Here is a 22611-nt window from a genome sequence, read left to right on the forward strand (position 1 = left end):
GCCATGCGTAACCGTCCGTGAGCTGCTCGACACACACATCCCCGAGATCGACTCCGCCATCGCTGAGGCGGAGCCACCGATCGACTGCCCCAGAGGGGGAGGGGTCTGCCGCACGAACGGGTGACATCTGATCTGGCTTGCCCTGTAGGGCAGGTGGGAAGGATGTCGCTGTGCCGAAGCCCTATCCGGAAGAGTTCCGCCAGGATGTCGTGCGGGTCGCGAGGAACCGTGGACCGGGCGTGACCGTGGAGCAGGTGGCCGCCGACTTCGGTGTTCACGCGATGACGCTGTGGAAGTGGATGCGCCGCGCGGACATCGACGAGGGCGCCAGGCCCGGGGTGAGTAGTCAGGAGAGTGCGGAACTGCGCGAAGCGCGTCGGCGGATCAAGCTGCTGGAGCAGGAGAACGAGGTCCTGCGCCGGGCCGCGGCCTACCTGTCGCAGGCGAACCTGCCGGGAAAAGGATCTACCCGCTCGTGAGGGAGCTCGCTGGGGACGGGGTGCCCGTCGCGGTGACATGCCGGGTGTTGAAGCTCGCCAGACAACCCTACTACCGGTGGCTCGAGGAGCCGGTGACCGGCGCTGAGTTCGAGGAGGCGTATCGCGCGAACGCGTTGTTCACCGCCCATCGTGACGACCCTGAGTTCGGTTACCGCTTCCTGGCCGACGAAGCCCGCAGCACCGGTGCGGTGATGGCGGACCGGACCGCGTGGCGGATCTGCCGGGACAACCGCTGGTGGAGCGTGTTCGGCAAGAAGCGCGGCAGGACCAAGAAGGCCGGCCCACCGGTCCACGACGACCTGGTCCGCCGCGACTTCTCCGCATCCGGCCCGAACCGGCTGTGGCTCACCGACATCACCGAACATCGCACGGGAGAGGGAAAGTTGTATCTCTGCGCGATCAAGGATGTCTTCAGCAACAGGATCGTGGGCTACTCCATCGGCGCCCAGATGAAGTCCGGTCTGGCCGTCGCTGCCCTGAACAGCGCTGTTGCCCGGCGAGGAAGCGTCGCCGACTGCGTTCTGCACAGCGATCGCGGGTCGCAATTCCGGTCCCGAAAGTTCGTCCGGACGCTCGGACGGCATCAGATGTCCGGCTCGATAGGGAGAGTCGGAGCGGCCAGCGACAACGCCGCCATGGAGTCGTTCTTCAGCCTGCTGCAGAAGAACGTTCTCAACCGTCGCACCTGGGCCACCCGTGAGGAACTGCGGATCGCGATCGTGACCTGGATCGAACGGACCTATCACCGGCGCCGCAGACAGACCTCACTCGGCCGACTGACCCCCGTCGAATACGAAACCGTCATGACCACACCGGCCACCCTGGCCGCGTGACCGAACCTGTCACCCAACTTTGCAGCAGACCCAGGTGGTCCGGGTACCGTTCACCGCCGAGGCCGTGCGCGAGCTGAACCTGATGCCGCCCGAGCTGGCCGAGTTCATCGCCACGAACACGGAGGCCATCGTCTCCGTCGTCGACTCCCCGATCCATGAGGGGGCGTGAGGGATGGCGGAGACCTTGACCTTCGCCAGCCTCAACGGCCCTGGCAGCGAGAGCAAGACACCCCACGCAGAGCTGTCGCAGACTGCTCGATCGCGGAGGGGGTGGCGTGCGGACTGCTCCTTCGGTCAGTTGCTAACCGCAGCGGCGCAAACGCCGGGGTGTTCAGCTGCCCCATTCCACTCGTACAGGCTCACGGGCGGTGCCAAGCGCGCCGTCGAAGTCGGCTAGACGTTCAGCGAGCGTGGCGGAGGCGAGTCGGGGTGGGAGTGCAGCGGAGAACTTGAGGCCGCGGACGGCACGCGGATCAACGGTGGGCAGGGTGAGGGACTCGGCCAATTCGGAGCGGGCGACCTTCCAGTCCTTCGAACTGAGGTCCTGGCGCAGGCGGACGTGGGTGTCTGTTGGGCGCTGAACGGGGTCAGCAAGGTTTCCGAGGGAAGCTGTGAGAGTGGCGTTGGCGCGGTAGCCGGCCCAAGTCCACCAGCGGGTGGCGTCTGCGTCGCGGACGAGGAGGGTGCCTGCAGGGTGCACTTCGTGGGGTGCGCGGTCCATGCGGAGTTCGGCGAGGGTAGCGGTGGCGCGGCGCGTGAGGCGCACGTCGGGGTCGGTGCCGAGGAGGACGTCGCGCATGGCGCGGGTGAGGGCGTAGGAGAGACCGCGGGCTTCGCTTCCCTGCCATTTGGCGATGCCCCCGTTTTCGACGGGTTCGACGAAGGCGCGACGTCGAGCCCAGTCAATAAAGGTGACCTGCCAGCTGCGGCCGGCCAGGAGCAGGCGTCGCGGGCCTGTGCGTTCCTCGGTGAGGACGGTGGGGTCGGTGGTCCCGATCTCCTTGCGTCCGGCAAGCACGGTGAACTCAGGCGGTGCCGTGAAGGAAGCGGTCAGCTCCATGAAGTGGCGTCGGCCGAAGTGTTTCTCGGCTTCGGTGCCAATGAACAGCATGCCGCCGTCGCTGTCGAGGAAGCCGCCTTCGACGAGGTGGGACAAGAGAGGGCCGGCGGAGCGGTCGAAGGGAGCCAAACCGTTCCATTGTTCGGGCCATAGGCGGTCGCCGAGGCGGTGTTCCTGCAGGGTGACAGCGAGGAGTTGTTGCGCGACGAGATGGCGAGGCGAGGGAGGCGGGGTGACGGGTTCAACCCAACCTCGGGTCCACAGGGTGAGGAGGCCAGCGGCTTGGAGGAGGGCGTCGGGCCGGGTGGCGAGGAACAGGCAGTTACGGGAGGTGCCAGCACGGCGTCCGGTACGGCCGATGCGTTGCAGGAAAGAGGCCACCGTGCTGGGTGAGTCGATCTGGATGACGCGGTCGAGGTCGCCCACGTCGATGCCGAGTTCGAGGGTTGAGGTGGAGACGATGACACAGTCGCGTGCTTCAGCGAATGCCTGCTCGGAGCGAGCACGTTCGTCAGCGGCGAGGGAGGCATGGGAGAGGAACACGGTGACGTCGCGCGCCCGTAGTGCCGCGCCGAGCTCTTCCACCTGCTTGCGCGAGTCACAGAAGACGAGCCGTTTTTCGCCCTTGTGCAGGGCGGAGATCACTTTGGCAGCGTTGGCGAGAGATCCGACGTAGTCGAGTTCCACCTCTCCAGCGGGGCGCGGGAGATTTTCGGCGCCGGCCGATGCGGTCCCGCTGGCGGGCAGGGTCACTCCGGGGGCGACGACTCGGCCGGGGCGGTCGGCGGGGCTGGCGCCCTGGAGCCAGGTGAGCAGGGTGTCGGGGTTGCCGACGGTGGCGGAGAGGCCGATGCGTTGGATCCGTTGGCCGGTCAGTCGCTCCAGGCGTTCGAGTACGGCGAGCAGGTGCCAGCCGCGGTCGTCCCCCGCGAAGGCGTGCACCTCGTCGACGACGACGGCGCGTACGCGGCCCAACATGTGCGTGTGGTCGGTCTTGACGCTGATGAGCATCGCTTCGAGGGACTCGGGCGTCGTCAGCAGGAAGTCGGGGGACTCTGTGCGGATGCGGCGGCGCACGGACTCCGGGGTGTCGCCATGCCAGAGCGCGGCTCGGCGGCCCAGCCACTGGGCGTAGCTGTCGACCCGATGCACCAGGTTGTTCAGGAGTGCCTTGAGCGGTGCAAGGTAGAGGACGGAGGTGCCGGTCCAGTGCTTCTCCCGCATTGCGGACAGCATCGGGAAGGTGGCTGCCTCCGTCTTCCCTCCGGCGGTCGGCGCGAGCAGGATCGCGTCCTCGCCGTCCATCAGCGGGTGTACGGCCTCCTTCTGCAGGGGGCGCAGATCCGGCCACCCGAGTGTGTTGACGATGTGGTGCAGGACTACCGGGTCGAGGCGTTCCACCGGGTCGGTGGCGCGCGGCTGATCCTGCACGTCTATGGCTCCTGCGCTGGTCGTCAGAGGTCGGGGCTTCGAGGAATGGCTCTTCAGAGCTCGAGGTCGAGATCGTCCGCGGAGGCGGCTGGCGTGGGCGCGGCGAAATTCCGTTCGGTGGCGGTGAGGTCGCCGCTGGAGACCGTGAGCTTGTAGTGCGTGCGCGGGTCGAAGTCGGGGAACTGGTCGATCCGGTCCAACACGTCCCCGACCAGTTTCTTCAGGTACAGCCGGGGTGCTACTCCGACCCTTCCGCCAAGAGCACCTCCCACGGCCCGTGCCAGGTCGGTGAGGTACGCGTCGTCGGCGAGCTGCTTGATCCGGTCCGGGGACTGGGAGCCGTCCGCGTACAGGTCGCGGATGGTGGCGCCCAGGCCGGTCAGTGACTGCTCGGTAAATCCGGGCAGCCGAATCTGGACGGCCCGTGGGTTGTCGAAGCGGGGGTCGGTGGTGAAGTCGGTGGCGAGGCGCTGGGCGAGTGGCGCGAGTCGCTGTACGCCCTGTTGTCCGTCGTAGAAGGCGGGCGTTCCCGTGATGACGAGGTAGAGGCCAGGGAAGCGGCCGGAGTGAACCTCGTCGATGAGCTGCCGCAGTGCGTTGAGTGCCTTGTCGCGTGCGTCGGAACGAACCCGCTGGAGGGTTTCCACCTCGTCCAGCACGAGAACGAGTCCGGCGTGCCCGGCGTCCCGGAGCACGGTGAGCAGGCCCTGCAAGAAGCCGAAGGCACCGAAGTGGTCCAGGTCGCCGCGGACGCCTGCGCTGCGCCGGGCGGCTGCGGCGACGTGCGGCTGGCCACCGAGCCAGGCCATGACCGCGGCGGCGGTGGCCTCGTCTCCGGCGTCCAGGGACTGCTTGTATCCACGTAGGGCGGTGGCGAAGGCGGGGGCATGCCGGGAGACCTCGGCAAGCCGGGCAGTGAGAAGCCGGTCCACGGCCTGCGGCAGCTCGGTCTCGCTCGCGCCGTCGGCGAGTGCGTCCTCCTCCAGCGCGTAGAACCACGCGTCGACGACCGGCCGCAGTGCGCTCGGCGGGAAGCTCACGGTGGTCAGGCGTTCGGTGAGCCGACGGTAGACGGTCTCCAGCTTGTGTAGGGGGGTCTCGGTCTCCGACACCTGTACTTCGGCCACAGCGAAGGTACGTCGTTTGGCGCGTTCGCCGAGCCAGCGGGTGAAGAAGGTCTTGCCGGATCCGTACTCGCCACGCACGGCCTTGAACACCGAGCCGCCGCCGGCGACGGCGTCCAGTTCCTCGTCGATTGCCCCTTCGAAGCGGCCCAGGCCGGTCGCGAGCAGGTCGAGGCCGCTTTCGGGGACAGCGCCGCGCCGCAGCGCATCCACCACGGCGCGCCGTCGCACGACGCCGATCGGGGTGGCGGCCCCTGATGCTGAAGATCCAAACGCGTTCACCCGAACAGTCTCCCATCCGGCCGCCCACCTGGCCGGATTCCGACGCCAAAGCCTGGCATCCAGCACGCGGACCGGGCGGGCCGGGAGACCGGCCCGCCCGATGCAGGCGCGCTGCGCCGGTTCACAGCCCGAACTGCTCGATCAGCTGGGCGCGGTGGAGGCGAAGGGTGCGGTTGTCAGGGAGGATCTCCAGGATCTGGGCCCCGTCGTAATTGAGGAGCTGGGCGAGGGTCGCTGCGAAGCCGGGTGCACGCGTGGCGGGCTGGCCCGCTCGCTCGGCAAGAGCGGTCATCGGCAGGGTGCCGGCCTCGACAAGCGCGACCAGTGCCTTCGGGAGGACGGTCTTGTCGCGTGGCTTACGGGCGAGCAGGTCCAGCTGTGCCTGGTACAGCTCGGTCGCCATGAGCCGCTCGACCAGGGCAACAGCAGGGTCTTCGGACTGGTTGGAGGTGGGTGCGGGCTCGGGCTCGGCCGCCAGCTCGGCGGGTTCCTGCGGTACGGGGGGAGCCACCTCCTCTTCGCCGAACAGGCTGATGACGCCCTCGGGGGCGGGCGGGGCAGCCTTCCTGTTCTGCTTGCGGCGCGGGCTCGCCACGGCGGCATCGGACACGCCACCTGTGCCCGCTTCGTTCTTGGTGCCTGCCTCGACGACGACACCGTCCTCGGCGTCCTCCGTCCACCAGGAGGGTGTCGGGTCGCCCAGCTCCCGCCACCCGATCGGCGGCTCAGCGCCGAAGGGAAGGAGGGCGAGGAGGGGGATGGTGAACTCTGCGAGAGTCGCCCCACCGTGGTAGCCCGCCTTTAGCGCGGTGTACCGGGTGTCGTGGTCCCGCAGCGCGACGATCTGCGATCCGGGCTCCGGCCAGACCACCCGAGGTCCTGACAGCCCGATCTCAGCCGGGGCGACGGGGCCACCAGGAGTGCGGTGGCGGGCCGAACCGATCGTGCCGCCGGCCGCATCGAGCTTGGTGCCCCGCCGCTCGACTACGTGTCCGTGGTCGGAGGTGAGTAGCACGGTCATGCCGAACGCGCGGGCAGCCCGCAGCAACGGCTCCAGCCCGCCAATTTCCTTGGCCTGCCACGCGCCGTCGCCGAGCTTCTGCTCCTTGCCGAGGCGGTCGTCGACCGTGTTCAGCACGACCGCGACATGGGTGCGCTCGTCGGCGAGGGCTTCGGTGAGAGCGGTGGAGAAGGGCGAGCCGGTGTCAGGGCCGCGCAGGTCATCCTTGTGGAAGACGACCGCCGGAGCCCCGCTCCAGCAGGAGTGCTGGGGGAAGAGCCGCTTCTCGTCGCTCTGGTCGCCCTTCATCAGGGTGCCCGCGAACAACGAGGTCCGGGATACGGCCGTGAGGGTGGGCAGCGCGGCAGCCATGGCACGCCGAACAGGCGCTCCGGTCGCAGCAGGCAGCGGGTCGAACTCCGCCCACTGCCCGCGAAGTTCTTCACCAAGCTCCGCCGCTATCGCCGCGCTCATCCCATCCACGAGCAGGAGCAGAACCCGTCGACCGGGGCTGGCCACGACGGGCGCGACAACCCGGCCCAGCAAGCTCTCCACGGTGAGCATGGCGCCGGGAGCAGTTCCATCCGCGGTCCACACCGCAAGCCGCTCGGAGAATGCACGGTCCAGCTCGCGGCGCTTGTCCCGCACCTGCACACCAATCCGGCTGTACGCGCCGGCGAGTACGCCGTCCGGGTCGCCGCCCGCTTCGAGGTGTTCCAAGGCCCGGTCCACCCAGCCGAGTTCACAGATCTGACGGGCGGTGCCGTCAGCTACCGAGGCGATATCGGCCTCAGGCGAGCCGGCAAGCCACTGCCGCAACCGCGCCGCCATCCTCACCCGCTCGATACGGGCCCGGGTAGCGCCGTCGGCGGCCAGAGCATGGTCCGCCAGCGCGGTGACGGCAGCGGTGATCGTGTCGGTGCCGCCGTCCGCGAGGGCACGACCAGCCGCAGTGAAGCGGGCATCGAGTCCGGCCGCGAGCAGCGGGCTGGCAGTCGCGGCAGCCTGTGCCCCGAACTGTGCCACGAGCTGTGCGGCCCGAGTCAGGACCGGGTCGGCGAGCCGGTGCTCGCCTCGGTCGACAAGCCCGCGGACGAACACCTCGCCACTGGATCCGAAGGAGGCCAGAAGTCTGTCGAGGTCGTCACCCTGGGCGGGAGGCTGTTCACCGAGCCACCGCTCAGCGCGCCCTCGCGCCCGGTACAAGTCGTGGTCGGCCTCCGCGTGCCCCCACAAGGCGGCGCAGACGACCGCGTAGGCGGCTGCGTCGGCCCCGTGTTCGGCGTTCACCAAGGCGGTGATGATCTTTCCGGTCGAGCCGCCTTGTTCGGGTTCGGCGAGGAAGCGGGCCAAGCCTGCCCGTTCCGGTCCGCGCAGTTCGCGCAGGAGGTCGGGGCCGCCAGGGGTAAGGGCCCATCGGAACAGGGCGACGGGGTCGATGCGGTCTCCGTCGTCGTGTGCGGCCGGCCCGCCCAGCGCATCCGTGTCGTGGCGGCCGAGCCTGAGACGGCGCCTGGCCAGTCGGGTGAGTGCCTCGTCTCGGGAGAGCACTCCCTTGCCCAACGAGGGCCAGCCGCGGGTGGCCGCCGCGTCCAGGAGCGCTTCGGCCGCCCAGGTCTCGCTGCGCAGTCGCCCGTCGAGGCCGCGTGCGTCGAACGCCTCTTGCACGACTTCCCAGTTGTCGACGGACCGGATCCTGCCGCCGTAGACGCGGGCAAGCAGCCCGGGGTCGAGGTCGGTGTCCTCGCGGTCGGTGAGGACGACCAGGACCTTGGGGTCGGGGGCAGTTGCCGCGTCGAGGTGGCCCAGGATCTGCTCATGTACGGCCAATACCGAGGGACCGACGGCCACGCGCGCCCGCAGCACGCCCGCAGTCTGTAGCACGGCGGGCCCGTCCCAGACCGGATCGGCCCGCAGCAGCAGGACGCGGACCGTGCCGTCACCGAGCCGGCTGCGCGCGGCCAGGTACTGGCGCACGGTACCCGTCGGCAGCCGGGCAAGACCAGCGGACGCGGGCGCTGTGGTGACGGTCTCGGACATCAGTCGATAACCTTCCAGACGACCTCGACGGTGGCGTTGGGGTTCTCGGCCGCGAGCGCCGCGATCTCCGCCTGCAACTCGGCGGCAGCCCTGGCGGCGGTGGTCCGCCCACCGCCGGAGCGGACAACGGACCGAGACGGCGTGCGGGACCCCGGCTGCGCCACCGGCTCCGGCAGCACCTGTGGGTGGGAGGAGCCGCCGATCAGGTCCACGTCGTCCGAACTCGGCGACGGGATAACGGGGGTTTGAGGCTGCTCGGCCGTGGTCTGTCGGGACCTCAGCAGGGACAACACCTCCCGGCCACTGGCCTGCAACACGCCCGGCAGGTCGGGGTAATCCCCCGGATCGCCGACGGCGGCATCTCGCACCCGCTCCAGGACAGCCGCGCCGTCCACACCGAGGGTGTCGGCCAGGCCCAGCTGGTCCCAGCTGGTGTTCTGCAGCGCGGCAGCAACCTTCCCCGCGCCCTTGAGGGACATGGCGTAGCGGTGTGCGGTGAAGTCGCCAAGGTCGAAGCGTGCGAGCCGGTCAACGACGCTCTTGGCGTCTATGCCGCCCTCCGTCACCGACTTCACCAGCTCCTGCGCCCGCCGGGCGAGGACGAGGCGAGGCGAGGCGTCATCGAGGCGCAGGAAGGAACGGTGCTTCTCCAGCTCCCCGACGAGCCGTCCTGCGTCCTGGGCAAGCGCGGTGGCGGCCTGCTTGATCTGTCCGGCGAACTGGTTGACGATCCGCCCGCGACGCAGTTGCGGCGCCCGGTCCCCGAGCACGGTCTCGTACCTCTTGCGCGCCTCGGTCCAGTCCTCCTCGCTGGGCAGAGCCTGCTCACGCAGGGCGTAGTCCCGCTTCAACTCATGTGGTGCGGGCGCCGGTTCGACGGGGACACCCCCGCGAACCCACACCCGGTCGGTCGTCTCCGCGTAGGCGGCGGCGAGCAGCCGGCGAAGCGGCTCGGACAGTCCGCGCGGCTCGGGAAGGTCGCTCCAGTCGGAGAGCTTCACCAGAGTCGGCTCGGCCGTACCGTCCCGGCGGGCCTGGCTGGTGAAGTGGTCAGGCCAGGTGGTGGACTGCCGGTAGTACGCCTCCCGCATGGTGCCGAGCCCGAGGCCGCCTGCGATCCGCGCCATGATCTTGCGGTCCTTGCCATCGACCTCGACCTGTCCATCGCGGTCCTCGGCAGCCTTGCGCACGTACTCGAAGACGGTCCTGATCTCGGCAGGCTTCACAGACTTGCCGGCCCCATCGGGGTCCAGGTCGGGGTGGGCAGGGTACTGGTGGGCAAGCAGCCTGCCAGCCAGGTCGCGGGCAGCAGCGTCCAGCGCTGCACCGAGCGGAAGCCGAAGCTCAGGTACATCCTGCTGGGCGACCAAGTGGGTGTCGAAGCCGAGGTCGACGACCCCTTCCTGCTTTTGTGCGAGCCCGTACGCCTGCCGCAGCGCCTGGGTGACGCGCTCGGTGAGGATGTTGCGCTGTGACTGCAGCATGCTCTTGGCGCGCGCCTTGTCGTCAGCGTTGAGGCTGCGTGCGAATTCGGAGTCGAATCGTGCCTCGTCGGCGAGGGCCTTGTCGATGACGACGAGACGCTCGAAGTCACTGCGGGAGGCGTCGGTCAGGTGCGTGGGCAGCCAGGCCAGGGTGCGCGAGTCGCCGCCCGGCTTCTCCCGCAGGGCACGCAGCCGCTGCAGGTCGTCCATCGGACCGAACTCGCCCTCGTCATAAGGGAAATCGACGACGAGCCGCCAAGCGTCGTCCTGGCTGGGCCGCAAAGTCGCCTCGGACAGCGAGTCGACGTCGGCGACGTGGCCAAAGACCACCTCGATCTGTCGTTCCGTGCCCTTCCACACAAGGTCCAGCACGTCGTATGCGTCAAAGCCGCCGGGCCCGTCACCAACCCCGAGCGCGTCCTTGAGCAGGCTGCGCATCTTGGCACGCCGGTTGCCCAGGTTGTTGTGAACCTGTGCGTTGGCGAGGACGGCGTCCAAGTCGACGCCGGTGAGCTCCAGACGGACCACCGACCCCGGCCCGGTACCGGCGACCTTGATCTCAGGGAAGGTCGCCGCCCACTCCTTCACCTTCTGCTCCAGCCGGCCAACCTCCGTCCCCGCGATGCGGGTGGTGATGGAACCGTGGTTGAGAGCGTGCAGCCGCGCCAACGTGAGGTCGGCGAGCGCGGGCACACTGGGCGCGAGCGCCGACAGCAAGAGGGTCTGCAGGAGCCGGCTGTCGCCGGTGAAGTCGCGGCAACGGGCCGCGAGCTGCGGGTCGCCCAAGCTCTCGGGAGAGCGTCGGTACGCCTCGACCTGGTCCTCGGTGACCTGGTTGGTCTTCAACAAGTACGGGCGCAGCTTGTCCCGGTACAGCTTGTCGGCAGCCTCGAAGTGGACATTGGTCTCCCCACTGAACGCCTTGTCGCCGCCGCCCGCGATCGCCGGATACAGATCGCCGAGCGGCACGAGCTGTCCGAGCCGCCAGTCGTCACGATGGTCGACGAGCAGCTGGCTCATCAACTTCAGGCCAGTGCGGGAGCGCTGCAGCGCGGCAGAGATGTGCACCAGGGTGTCCATGAACGCCGGCGGGAACGGGTAGGTCCGCCTAAAAGCGTCCTCGTCCGCGCCGGTGGTGGACTTGTCGTGACCCAGCAGGGTGTCCCACACGTCCGGACCGAGCTTCTTGGCCTCGGCGAACGCCGCGTCCACCTTCGCCTCGGCACCCGGCACGGGCTTGAGCAGACGAGCCTGCGCGATCTGAGGAAGGTTGCGGTCCTCCAAGACAATCTCGTCGTAACGCCCGCCGTTGAGCTTCAGGGTGTCCTGCACTGCCGCCTCGGCGGCACCCGACATTTCCTCACCGACGAGCTCACGCAGATCGCGCTGACGGGCGATGAACGACACCACCGGAATGGCACGCCGCTCGTCACCGCCCTCCACGAAGTTCGTCACCTTGCTGGATTCCCTGCCCAGCACCTTCTGGTCGTGGATGAGAGTGGCCAGCCACAGGATCAGCTCGTCCATGAACAGGATGAGCCCGTCGTAGCCCAGCGCCTTGGCGTGCGCCGCGATGACGCTGAGCCCCCTGTCGAGGGAGATGAAGCCGCTGACGTCCTCGGAAGCATTGCGCGCGAAGGCGGGGAACAGCGTTCTTGTGAGGTCCTGCACGAGGCGGGCACGCAGTTCCCTCGGCGTGGAGGGATTGTCCAGATCGAGGCTCTTGGTGTTCTCGTGTTCCTCCACCGCGTCCATGGCCTCGTCGAGAAGGCTGCTGGTCCAGGAGAAAGAATCACCCCATTCGTCCTCCTGACCACCGGCATCGGCGAGCTGCGCGATCACCCAGTCGTCGCCGTTACGGCGGCGCTGCTCGGCAAAGTCCTCGAAGATCCCGTCGGTCCGGTAGACCTGCGGCAGCGGGCAATCCTCGTGCAGCTTGCGTACGTGCTCCACGTACTTGCCGAGCACCCGCTGCTCCAAAGACTTGGCGCCGAGCATGTGGTACGGCACCAGCAGGAACTTGCGATCGTCCGCGTCCAGCCAGGAGTGCCGGGCCCGAACCTGATCGAGCTCGCTACGGTTCCGAGCGGCCTGGTTGCGCGAGAGCAGCGCGTAAAGCACCGCCATGAAGTGCGACTTACCGGAACCGAACGAACCGTGCAGATATGCCGCCTTCGACGAGTGACTGTCGAGCGCCGACTTGATCAGGTCCAGGGCCTCGTCGAAGTTGCCCAGCAGCCGGTCGGTGACGACGTAGTCCTTCAGGGCCGCCTCAGCCCCCTCGGGGGTGACCGCCTCGTTCAGCTTCAGCACGAAGTCGGAGGTGGACACCGACTCCGGGATGTCGATCAGCTCCCGCAGAAGCGGCCGGTCCTCAGGGCGAGAGTTGTTCCTACTCATGAACGCCATGGTGTTTAAGCTCCTCGCCCTGATCAGTCGGACTCTGCGCCGGCGACGGCATCGGTGACGTTGTCCGTGACGGACATCTGCACGGCGGCCCTCGTGCTCGTTCGCCTCTTGGGCGCGGCTGCCTTCTTCGCGCCACCGCGGGTGGCCGCAACCGGGCGCCAGGCCCGTAGCGCGTCGTCAGTCAGCCCGAGCTCGCCCTGCTTCTGCTGCCGGAATGCCAGGATCTCGCCGGCCGGCGACGCCCCGAACTCCGGGTCGTACTCGCCATGCCACTGCTCCAGCCACGGCTGCAGCTCAAGCAGCCCGGCCAGGTACGGCACGATCTCGTCGTCGCCGAGCCCCGCCTGCTGGATGTGCGAGGCAAGAGCCAGTCCCTGCTCCAAGTGGTCCCAGCCAGCCCAGCCGTACAGCTCCGGCGACTGCGCGTTGACCGCGCCATACGACACGAAGCGCTCCTTGGGCACGTCGAGCTTGCCACGCGCTCGCCAGTAGCTCGGCTTCAGGAAGTCCGCCGAGGTGTACTTCGGCGGCACGGGCGTCCCCTTGCGGATCTGCCGCTTGGTCGGCTCGTCAGGAGCGGCGTCCTCCTCGCGCTGCTTCCTCCACACATACTCCCAGTCGGCGCGCTTCTTGAGCCCCGTCGGCTTGTACCGCAGCGCGGAGACGAACGGCACGTGCTCCTCGGACAGCAGCTCCCGTACGGTCTTCGCCAGGTCCTGCCGGGGCGCGTACAGCTCGGCGACGGACACAAAGTCCTCGTTTGCGGACAGGTTTTCGGCGAGACGAGCGAGGGTGATGACAGTCGGGTTGCCGCTGGCGTCGAACCAGTGCGCGCGGTCCTCAACTCGGTCGAGCAGCCAGGACTTCAGCGCCTTCTGCCGCATCGCGTCCCAGCCCTCGGTGGCCCAGCGCCGCTTGTACTCCGGCCGCTCCACCATGCCGATAGCGCGGTTCGAATGGATGACGTCGATCCGCCTCTGGACAAGTGCCTGGTAGTCGGCGGGCCAGTGCGTGGGGATCTCCGTGATTGGCGTCGAGCCGTGCCGCTTGAACCATTCGCCACTGGCCTCGCCAGCCGCAACCTGTCGCGCTAGGACGATCTCGAAAGCCCGCTCGCCGAGGGCGAGTTTGGGCACAGCTGAGGGCTCGGGCAGGCGCAAATCTTCGGAGTGCAAGTCGTACAGGGAGTACACCTGCCAGTCCAGCTCCTCCTGGAGAGCGATCATGCGGGCGCGAGTGGAGTTGTAGTGGGTTTGAGCTTCGCGGAGGGCCGTAGCGGTTGGGACGCCCTCGGTAGCGAGGGCGCCGGGGGTCGTCGCGGAGAGCTGCTGGGCGAGGGCGTCAAGCTCGGTGGCGAGGGCAGTGGGGTATCGGGAGGGTAGGGGGAATTCCTGGAGCTTGGTCCCGGTGAACTCATAGAAGCGCTCCCAATCATCGCTGGTAAATCCGCCCCCCTCTCCACGAATGCCCTTGTCATGGCTAACCATCTTGAGCCAGAATCCCGCCGTGGAGCTGTTGAGCAACCCAAGCAGCGCCAGGTGCTCTTCCGCTGTGGCGTCCTCACGGAGCTTGATTACCTGCGCCGAGTCCTTCACGGGAACCCGGCCGGTCTGCAGGTAGAAGTGATTGTGCGTCGTCACTTTTGCGTAGACGATCAACTGTCGCGCCTTGACACGGGAGCCGTAAACCTCACGCCATGAAATCCAAGGGATTCCCCTGTCTAGCATCGTGATACTGAAGCGCTTTCGAAGTTCCAATACGTGACGCAGTGGCCACATGAAGCGCAGCAAGTCCTCGATCTCCGCGCCTTCAAGGAGCTTCATATCCTGGTCGTACGGGCTGGTGAGCCAGGTCGCGCCGGCGAGACCCCAATCCCGAACCTCATCGCCATTAGCGACAGCGGTGGGCCTGGCACCTCGCTGGCGGGCGGCAGCAGTGTTCACCGAGCCGAAAGCGTTGTCCTCGCCAGTAACGATAGACAAGCCGAGCTCTTTAGACGCAGTTCGCAGCCGCGTTCCCGCACTTTCGATGATATTCAGGATGTCTGGTGCGGCACCTCCTGTCAGACTCCATGGGTGCTTTGACAGGTCGTCCCGTCGCGTGTCGCGAACGCTGATCCAGTTACTCTCGGAGCCCGGGGAGTCGGTCTGTTGAGTGATAGCCCGCCAGACGAGTCCATCCTCCGCCTTCTCCGGCGCCGCTGGCTCCCCCTGAACGCTGCGGACGGTGCGGATGGTGGCCCGGCGAGCGCCCGTGTAATCCAGCGGGCGGCCGACAAGGATAACCGTCGGAGTTCCATGCCCCGGGATGTACGCCCCCGACGTATCGATGACCTCCGTCAGTTCGACCTGATCCCGGAAGAAGCTCTCGATCAGCTTCGCACCGAACTCCCTCTTCATGAAGGAGTTCGCCGTGATCTGGCCGACCATGCCGTAGCCGAGCCCGGACTTTCCGTCGCCCCGAACCGCGAGCTCGAAGAAGCGCTGCGCGAATGGGACCGACAGCGCGTACGTACCCGCGCACGCGCTGTACAGCTTGCGATACAGCTCGTTGAGCGTTTTGTCCTTGACCGTGATGTACGGAGGATTCCCCACGACCACGTGGTAACGGCCCCGGTTCAGGATCTGCGGGTACTCGAACACGTCCTCCGTGCTCAGGGCGTAGTACGGGTCTTCGGCATCGCCCGATTCCACACTGTCACCAAGGCTCAGCTGCTCGTCGCCGAAGAGTCCCTCCTGTCGGTGCTCCGTCGGCAGCAGCGAGTCACCCACTGCGAGCTGGACCGGCCACTCGTACTGCCGCGCCTCTGCGAAAGTCCGCATGCCGCTCGAAGCCATCGCCGCGACCAGCAGTCGGAAGCGGGCCACCGCAACCGCGAACGGGTTGAGGTCCACTCCATGCACAGACTCCAAAGCCGCCCGCACCCGTTCGTACGGGCCGACTTCGGGTCGCTGCGATGCCCACATCCGCACCAGCCGCCGGAACGCGCCGAGTACAAAGTGCCCCGACCCACATGTCGGATCGATCATCTTCAGTTCTTCGAAGCCGAACTCCCGCACTGCCGGGGTCATAGTCCGGTCGAGGATGAACTCCTCCACGAACTCCGGGGTTTGCAGCAGCGCGTACGTCTTGCGGGCCGCCTCGCTCAGATCCTGGTACAGATCGCCGAGGAACCGGGTGTCCCAGCCCTCGGTGCCATCCTCGCTCAGCGGGTCGCTGAAGTCGTGTACGAGAACAGGGCCGCCGACACCGCCATCGCCGTCGCCGCTGAGCTCTCCCTCGCCAGCACGCTGCTCCCGCCAGAACGCGAGCAGCGCGCCGGCCCCGTCGTGCGAAAGCGGGATCTGGTAGAGCGGGTTGTGGTCGCGGTCGAAGAGCAGTCGACCGGCCTGCCCAGCGCCCAGCTCTGCGAACGCCGTCTCCAGCCAGCCTCGGTACGTCGGGTCGGTGTCCTTCTCCAGGTACTCCTCGTACCGCGCCTGCGCGGTCTCGCGCCCAGCCACATCCGGCGCGGTGATGTACGGCTCAGCGATCAGCCGGTTGTCCTCACTGAAGCGGACGAAGACGGTGCCCAGCACCCAGGCCACCGCAACCTGGGTGATCCGCTCCCCGACCCAGGCGTTCCACGTCGCCGCCGTACGGCCCAGCTTCCGGGCCTGCTCATACTCACCGCGCAGCCGCGTCCCTACCTCGGGGACAGCTTTGACCTGCTGTTCAAGGTCGGTCTCTGCCGCCTTGACCTGCTTCTGCAGGTCGGCGAGGAGGCTCTTGCGGTCGATCACGGAACGGCTCCTGTAGAGAAAACGGAGTGGGCGGAAGAAGGCCGGTTCAGGAGAGGAAGAGGGTCAGGCGTCCGGTGCGAGGTGTTTGCGCGCGACCCAGGCATCGGGCACGACGATCCACTCGTCGAACCCTGCCTGGTACGGCACGCTCTGCCCGGCCAGCCGTGGTGCTTTCGCTGGGTCGGACTGGGCGACGAGCAGCCACAGCGGGCTGCCACCTTGCCGCGCTTCCTCCGCGAGTCTTACGAGCAGGTCCAGCGCGTCGTACCGGGCGAGCACCGCAGTGTCGGTAAGGAGCAGCGGTCCCTGCGCCTGCCTCAGTCGCTCTCGCAGCTGCGGCTCGATGCGCCCCCACGCCTTGTCTGTGCGGATGCGCAGCTGCTGGTGGGCCCGGCTTCCGGGTTCGGCGGCGTCCGCCTTGAGGACGGTCTCCCAGGTCGGTCTGGCCGCCTCGCCGATCACATCGCGCAGTTCCTTCACGAAGAGCCCGGTCAATGACACCGGCCGCACACCGTACGGCTCGTCCGCCAGGTGCCGCACCGCGTCCTCAGCACCCCGGTGGGGCACGGTCAGGACCCGGAAGCCGTCCTGCCGCGCCGAGTGCCTGAGCCGCTGTTCGGCCTTGACCGCGGCGGCGACGGCCGCGTCCGCGTCGTACTGGGTGGGGGCCGATCGACGGGCCGCCGAGGCTCCCCAGCTCGCCGAGGTCAGGCCGGCGGTGGCGTCCCCGGCCGGCCGGTCCGGGATGAGGCGGAGCACCTTGTCGTAACGCGTGGCCAGCTTCAGCTCGAAGCCGGCCTGCTTCAGGTAACGGACCAGTGCGCTGCCGGTGGGCAATTCGCGTGGCACCAGCGGGTCTGTGCCCAGGTCGGGGAAGCGGGTCGTAACTCGCTTGTGCAGGGCGTCAACCGTGAGACCCGGCAGTCGCTCCTCCTCGACGCCCGGCTGGACGGCCACCACACCGGCCTGGGTGATCCTTAGCGCGCGAACCAGGTCCAGGTCGCGCGGGTAGATCTCCAGTCGGGGGGTGAGAGCGGCTCGGTTGGAAGCAGCCACCGCGATCTCGGCGGTGCGCCGCTCGTCCCAGCCCAGGTTTCCCGGCGGCCGTCGCACCGCGTCCAGCTCGGTAAGGACGGTGCTGGCCGTCGGCAGGGATCCCAGGTCCGCGAGTCGGTCGGCTCGCGCGCCCAGGTTGAGCGCGTATTCCTGTAGAGCGGGCAGCGTCGGGGTATCCGGGCCGTCCACGCCCTCCCGGACATCGATGGCGAGCAGGCCGAGCACCGGATCGGCGCCCTTGGGCATCCGGGCATGGAAGTAGCGGAAGAGCGGCGGGGACTCGTTGTTGTAGCTCTCTCGCTCGACCACCGCGCGCACGAGCGACAGTGCGAGCGCGCGCCGGTCGCGACGCTCCACGTGCTGGGTGCCGCGCCGGGCGATCAGCGCGTCGGCGAGCTCGATCACCGGGGCCACCCGTCCGCGCTCGGCAAGAAGCTCCACCACCTCCTCGCGCAGCAGTCCAAAGGCGGCGTCCTCGTACCATCGCTCGCGCGCCTTCTTCACGATCTGCGGGATACGGCCCGCGGTCAGGCCCACCGCGTCAGCGACGTCCCGCTGCCGAACCCACGCCAGGCCCTCAGGCAGCTTGCCGGTCTCGTTGGGCAGCCGCAGTAGCAACCGGACCGCTTCGCGCTCCTTGGCGTTGGAGCGGGCATTGCCGCTGGATGGCTTCGGGACCAGGCGAGCAGCCAGCGCGTCCAGGCTCAGTGCGCCCAGAAGCTGCGGGTCAGTGACATTTCCGCCGCCTGCAGCGACCGACTCGGCTACCGCCTGCTCCAGCTCGGTGATTTCCTGACCGGCTGCCTTGCGGGCTTCCGCGCTGAGTGGTGCGGGGGCCGCTTTGCCGAGTCGGAGGTTCCACTCCTTCTGCCGGCGCTGGATCTCCTCCCGAGTACGCGAGCCCATGCCCGGCGCAGTGAGGAACTTCCTCGCCGAGTAATCCAGTACGTCCCCAACGGTGTTCAGACCCATGGCGAACAGCTGGGACTGCGCGGAAAGCGTCAGCCCTGCCACGGACAGAGGCGTCGTACGGTCAGCCCTGGCCGCCTGCTGGTCACGAACCTGCTCGACGGAGGCATCGTCGTCCTCGCGGCCGATCTGCGGCCGGGCTTCCTGCGTGGTCCCTGCGCTTTCCGCCGTACCGTGCCCGGAGCTCGGAGCCGTTGTCCGCTGCGCATCCAGGAAGAGTGCCTGCCAGGCACGCTCCATCGGCTTCAGGTCCGAGAACCGGTCCTTCACGTCCCGCGCCAAAGCCTTGCGGAAGAAGGCGACCAGGCCGTCGCGAACTGCCGGCTCGAAGGCATCGGCGGCGAGCTGCGGGTACGGCCACTCCTTCGGATCGGTCTGCCGGGCTGTGACGGCACCGTCACCCCATCGGGGCAACTCGTTCGACGCCATCTCGTGCAATGTCGCCGCGAGCGCGTACCGCTCGGCATGACCGTCGTACGAGCCGCGCGTGATGACTCCCACGAACGGGTCGAGATAGCCCTCGGTGCCCGCATCGATCTCCTTCGCCGGGTACCCGGCGAGCGAGAAGTCGATCAGCACCAACTGTCGGGTGCCGTTGGGACGGATCCGGATGGCGATGTTGTCCGGCTTCAGGTCCCGATGCCAGATTCCTTCCGCCTCCAAGTGCTCCACCGCGCCGAAGAGGTACTTCCCGTACGCCTCCAGCTGGTCCATGCCCAGGCGGCCGTTGTCCCGCAGCTGACGCGCGACGGTGTCCTCACGCCGCCTCGGTCCCTTCCCGTCACCACGGTCCTGCTCCTTCAGCTCTCGGCTGTCGCCGACGTATTCGAGAGCGAGCACCCGACGTCCCGCGAGAGTGATCGGCTCCCGCTCGTACAGCGCGATGATGCTGGAATCCCGGTGGATGCGGCCCAAGATCTGGGCCTCCCGATCCAGGACCGCGTGCTTGGCCTCGCTCAGCGCGACTTTCAGCACAGCCACCGGCAGGGTGCCGCTACGCCGCGGCTCGCCCGCGAGATCCCTCACCAGGAACGCCCGAGAGGTCGAACCCGTGCCAAGCCGGCGAACAACCTCCCAGCGCCCGGCCAGTACATCCCCGGCCACGGCCTCCAGCGGGTCCTTGTCCGGCTCGCCCCGATCCTCGTCCGCTTCCGACCCCGACCCGCCGTCCCCGCCCGCGCCTGCGGCCGGGCCGACGGAGTCCTTCTCGGTGAATGCCTGCTCGACGTACTCCAGCATCTCCAGGAAGTCGTCGACCGTGGACAGGCGCCGACCCGGTTCGTACGCGGTGGACGCCTCCACCAGGTCGTCGATGTCCGGGTTGAGTCCGTCGACCAAGGCACTCGGTCGCAGGCTCTCACCGGCTTCCAGGCGGGCCATGACCTCGCTCTGGCTTGCGCCTGGCGCCTGCCCGGTGACCAGCAGATACGTAAGGACACCGAGCCCGTACACATCGAGACGCACCGGGTCGGCCTTCGGGATCCTCAGCTCCGGCGCCAGATACGGATCAGCCTGCTCCGAGACGTGGAACCCGGACACATTTGTAGGAGCCAGGGTCAGGGGCCGGCCACGGCTGGCGCTCTGTCCTGTAGCGATCTGCCAATCCGCGATCTGCGGCCAAGGACCCAGCCAGCGCTGCTCCTCGCTGAGCTCCCGCCCGCGCGGGCCGCGATCACGCGGAATGATGTGCACCGCGTGCGCCGACAGCGTGCGGTGATGGACACGGCGCGAGTGCGCGGAGCGCACCGTCTCCGCGAGCTGCCGTACGAGCGCGAGGCGGCCCCGCAGGTCCAGCTGCTTCCCGTGCTGCACCAGAAAGTCGTCCAGGCGCAGAGTCTCCGGGTGGTAGTTGAACAGAATCGTCGGCCCGGCCGGATGCCCCGACGGCAGATAACTCTTCAGCTGCACCGCACCCGGATGCCGGAACCGGCTGAGCACGAGTGCCTCGCGAGCAGCGGCCTGCTCTACGGAACGCCGCTCGGCGTCTGAAGCACCGCGCTCGCTGAGGAAGACCCGCACTCGTGCCAGATCGTGCAGCTGGGAGTGACGGCCCAGGTAGTCGGCCCAGGTGGGGCCGGAGTCGAACGCCTTCGCATCCAGGAGATAGGAGCCCACCTCATGCTGGCGGCGGATCGGTGCGATGCCGAGCTTCTTCAGGGCCACGTCGACGCGGCGAGACGTCTCGGCCGTTATCCGGCGCCGGGCGTCTGCCGGCGGCTCGGCCAACATGTCCACGAGCTGCTTGACCGTGAAAACGCCGTTCAGATCGGTGGCCGGAAGGTTCACCCGGAGCTTGTCATCGGTGAAGCAGACCGCCTCGCCCACCCAGATCTTCGGCCGGCCTCCGGGCTGGCCGGAGATGTCGTTGATCAGGCCGGACAGCTCCTTGGCCTTCCGGTTCGCCAGGTGCAGGGGGTTGCCGTGCCGCCGCTGGGTCCCGCCGGGCGTGGTCTGCACCCAGTCGTTACCGCCGCCGTGTACCGATCCATGCCAGTCCTTTAGCTCGAGGAGGAACACCCCGGCCGGTGCTGTCACCAGAAGATCGATCTCGCGGACATGGCCGCTGTTCGCGGTGAACGTGAAATTCGACCAGGCGCGCCACGGCTCTTCGTCCGGCAGACGCCTGCGGATCGCTTCCAGGCCGCGGCGCTCGTGCTCGTGCTCGGACTCGGTGACCGTCGTCCACCGACCTTCCAGCATGCGACTCCCCACCTGTGTCCATTTGCACGTATTTGCGCGTACCGCGATCCTGCCGCCGTTCGCAGGAACGTCGGGCTGCCCCCGCTGAATGAATCTTAGTGGGCAGGACTGACAGCAAGAGGCAAACTGGGCATCCTGGAGGTCTTTGCCCTTCTAGCGTGATCACCGGGTTCCTACTGGTCAGGTGCAGATTCGGCCACCCCATGGACGAGGTGGTCGCGCTGGCGGCCTCGGATCCCGCCTGTCGACCGACGGCGCGGCCTGGCCCCCACCTGGCTGCCCGCCGCTCTGCGAGCAGAGAACAGCGTCGCCTCGGAGAGCTGGACCGGAAGAATGCCTACGACGTAGCGTCGTTTTGCGAGGTCTCGCCGTATCCCCCGTAGGCGAGACCTCGCCTCATCCGCACAGGTACTGGCAGAGGCCGACACCGGCAGCCGGTGGTTGATCCCGCCCTCGATCGCACGCCCGCGCCCCACGCTTACTCCCGCTGAAGCCGGGTCGCCACCCGCAGCCCGCGACCGGCCTCGGGACGGTGTCCCCGCGGAAAACGGCTGACCTGGATGTACGGATAGACGGTGCCGGAACGGCATGCGCGGCGAAATGTAGCCGAGATTCCCCGGTTAGCCTAACCGGGGAATCTCCGGAAGATGGATATCTCCACCGCCACCATCTGCCCGCCCATCGAGAGGCACACTCACGACTACGCCCCCGAATGACGCCCATCCGACTGCAGATTCGCTTGCACGTGGCCTGGACTATCACGCCGCCGTGTAGCTGGCGCGAAATAGGTCTTGCGCACGCTCAAGGTCCCTTTCTGTGCGCAGCCGTACCTCCAGATCGCCCGTGCCATGGTGCCCCAAGCCCGTCACGTTCCTGGTGAAGTCCGGGACAAGGTCGATATTGGCCGGGTCAAGCGACAGGTACACGTGGACCTTGGTCCGCTGGGGAGGACAGATGCTCGCGAAATTCTGCAGCCGCCGGTAGGCGCTGTAGTGCTTGCGCTGCACCTTGGTGATGCCATCGCCAAGGCGGAGGAGCACCTCATCCGCCGCTGCCGCCAGCTCCACAAGACGCTCCGGTCCCATGCCAGCCAGTCCGGTGTGCTGCACCCGCCTGCCGCGCATTGGCCGTCCTGCGGCCGTGGCTACAGTCTCAAGGCCAATAAGGTCCCTGCCGAAAAAGCGGTAGCGGACCAGATCGATGCTGCGCCGATGCTCACGTACGGCGTGGAGGTCGTAGCGGGTGTAGTCGCCGGCCACACAGATCAATCGGGGTCCGCTCCAGAGCACCTGGGCCGCGACGGTCGCCCCGAGCTTGTCACGGACCAGGTGCTCGAACTCGCTGCGGTGATCTACCAGCCAGCTCAGATAGAAGAGCCCCTGGTTGATCACACCCGGATCCGTGCCGCGCTTGTACTCAACCACGACGGGCGCCCCGTTCGCGTCGAGCCCCAGCGAATCGATTCGGCCAGCGTGAACAGGGCCCGTGCTGTATTCGGATGCCAGGAACCGGACCCCCAACAACGCCTCCATGTCTGCCTCGACAACGCGCTGCACGTCCGCTTCGGCCGTGGCAAGCCGGGGTGCGAGCTCGCTCACGCCCCTGTCCATGGTCTGGAACAACCGCAGTTCCGACACCTCCCCATTCCGTGGTCGCCTCCAACACATGAAGCTGCAGGCATATTTCCAGCCCGTTGTGCCGCTACGGAGCGTGCTCGACCGCCGATGCAGGCAAACGCGGCGAGGGAGATGGGGCTCTGGGGCGCGTACAGCAGAAAGCCGCCCTTCCGACCGGACTGTTACACCGGTTGGAAGGGCGGCTTTCCGCTGCTGACAGGACGTCAGCGGACGAGCGGGGCGTGCGTCAGCCGTGCGTCAAACGTGCGTCACGTGCGTCAGATATACGTCAAGATATCGCCCGTAACGCACGTAACGCCCATAA

General features: G+C 67.9%; 8 protein-coding genes and 1 pseudogene. 2 read left to right on the forward strand and 7 right to left on the reverse strand.

Annotated features, from left to right (window positions below; genetic code table 11):
• The first annotated feature begins 170 nt into the window (after positions 1-170).
• Positions 171-1333 (forward strand): IS3 family transposase gene (locus tag ACFQ8C_RS02225; RefSeq protein WP_383451374.1). Its coding sequence is split into 2 segments (ribosomal slippage): positions 171-455 and positions 458-1333, totalling 1161 coding nucleotides; the frame shifts between segments, so codons are not numbered across the junction.
• 31 nt (positions 1334-1364) lie between these two features.
• Positions 1365-1502: pseudogene (locus ACFQ8C_RS02230) on the forward strand (NUDIX hydrolase); the annotation flags it as partial.
• Positions 1503-1664: 162 nt separating this feature from the next.
• Here the strand turns inward: ACFQ8C_RS02230 and ACFQ8C_RS02235 are convergent.
• The 7 genes from ACFQ8C_RS02235 to ACFQ8C_RS02265 all read right to left on the reverse strand — a co-directional run bounded on the left by ACFQ8C_RS02235 (position 1665) and on the right by ACFQ8C_RS02265 (position 22307).
• A complete protein-coding gene (locus tag ACFQ8C_RS02235) occupies positions 1665-3824 on the reverse strand; it encodes a DEAD/DEAH box helicase (protein WP_383451376.1) in 2160 nt (719 codons plus the stop codon).
• A gap of 53 nt (positions 3825-3877) precedes the next feature.
• Positions 3878-5230: a BREX system ATP-binding protein BrxD gene (gene brxD, locus ACFQ8C_RS02240; RefSeq protein WP_383451378.1), complete on the reverse strand. Its 1353-nt coding sequence runs from the start codon at positions 5228-5230 to the stop codon at positions 3878-3880.
• 121 nt (positions 5231-5351) lie between these two features.
• Entirely contained in the window at positions 5352-8270 is a 2919-nt protein-coding gene (pglZ, locus tag ACFQ8C_RS02245) for a BREX-2 system phosphatase PglZ (RefSeq protein ID WP_383451380.1), read from the reverse strand.
• Positions 8270-12163: a phage resistance protein gene (locus ACFQ8C_RS02250; RefSeq protein ID WP_383451382.1), complete on the reverse strand. Its 3894-nt coding sequence runs from the start codon at positions 12161-12163 to the stop codon at positions 8270-8272. Before ACFQ8C_RS02250 ends, pglZ begins: the two co-directional genes overlap by 1 nt.
• A 23-nt stretch (positions 12164-12186) precedes the next feature.
• Complete coding sequence (gene pglX, locus ACFQ8C_RS02255) at positions 12187-15945, reverse strand: BREX-2 system adenine-specific DNA-methyltransferase PglX (protein ID WP_383451384.1); 3759 nt, start codon at positions 15943-15945, stop codon at positions 12187-12189.
• Positions 15946-16008: 63 nt separating this feature from the next.
• Positions 16009-20670, reverse strand: coding sequence for a BREX system serine/threonine kinase PglW (gene pglW / locus ACFQ8C_RS02260; protein WP_383451386.1), 4662 nt, complete (start codon positions 20668-20670; stop codon positions 16009-16011).
• 758 nt (positions 20671-21428) lie between these two features.
• Entirely contained in the window at positions 21429-22307 is an 879-nt protein-coding gene (locus ACFQ8C_RS02265; protein WP_383451388.1) for a transporter, read from the reverse strand.
• Positions 22308-22611 lie beyond the last annotated feature (304 nt).

Source organism: Streptomyces sp. NPDC056503, assembly GCF_042794995.1.
Classification (GTDB): Bacteria; Actinomycetota; Actinomycetes; order Streptomycetales; family Streptomycetaceae; genus Streptomyces.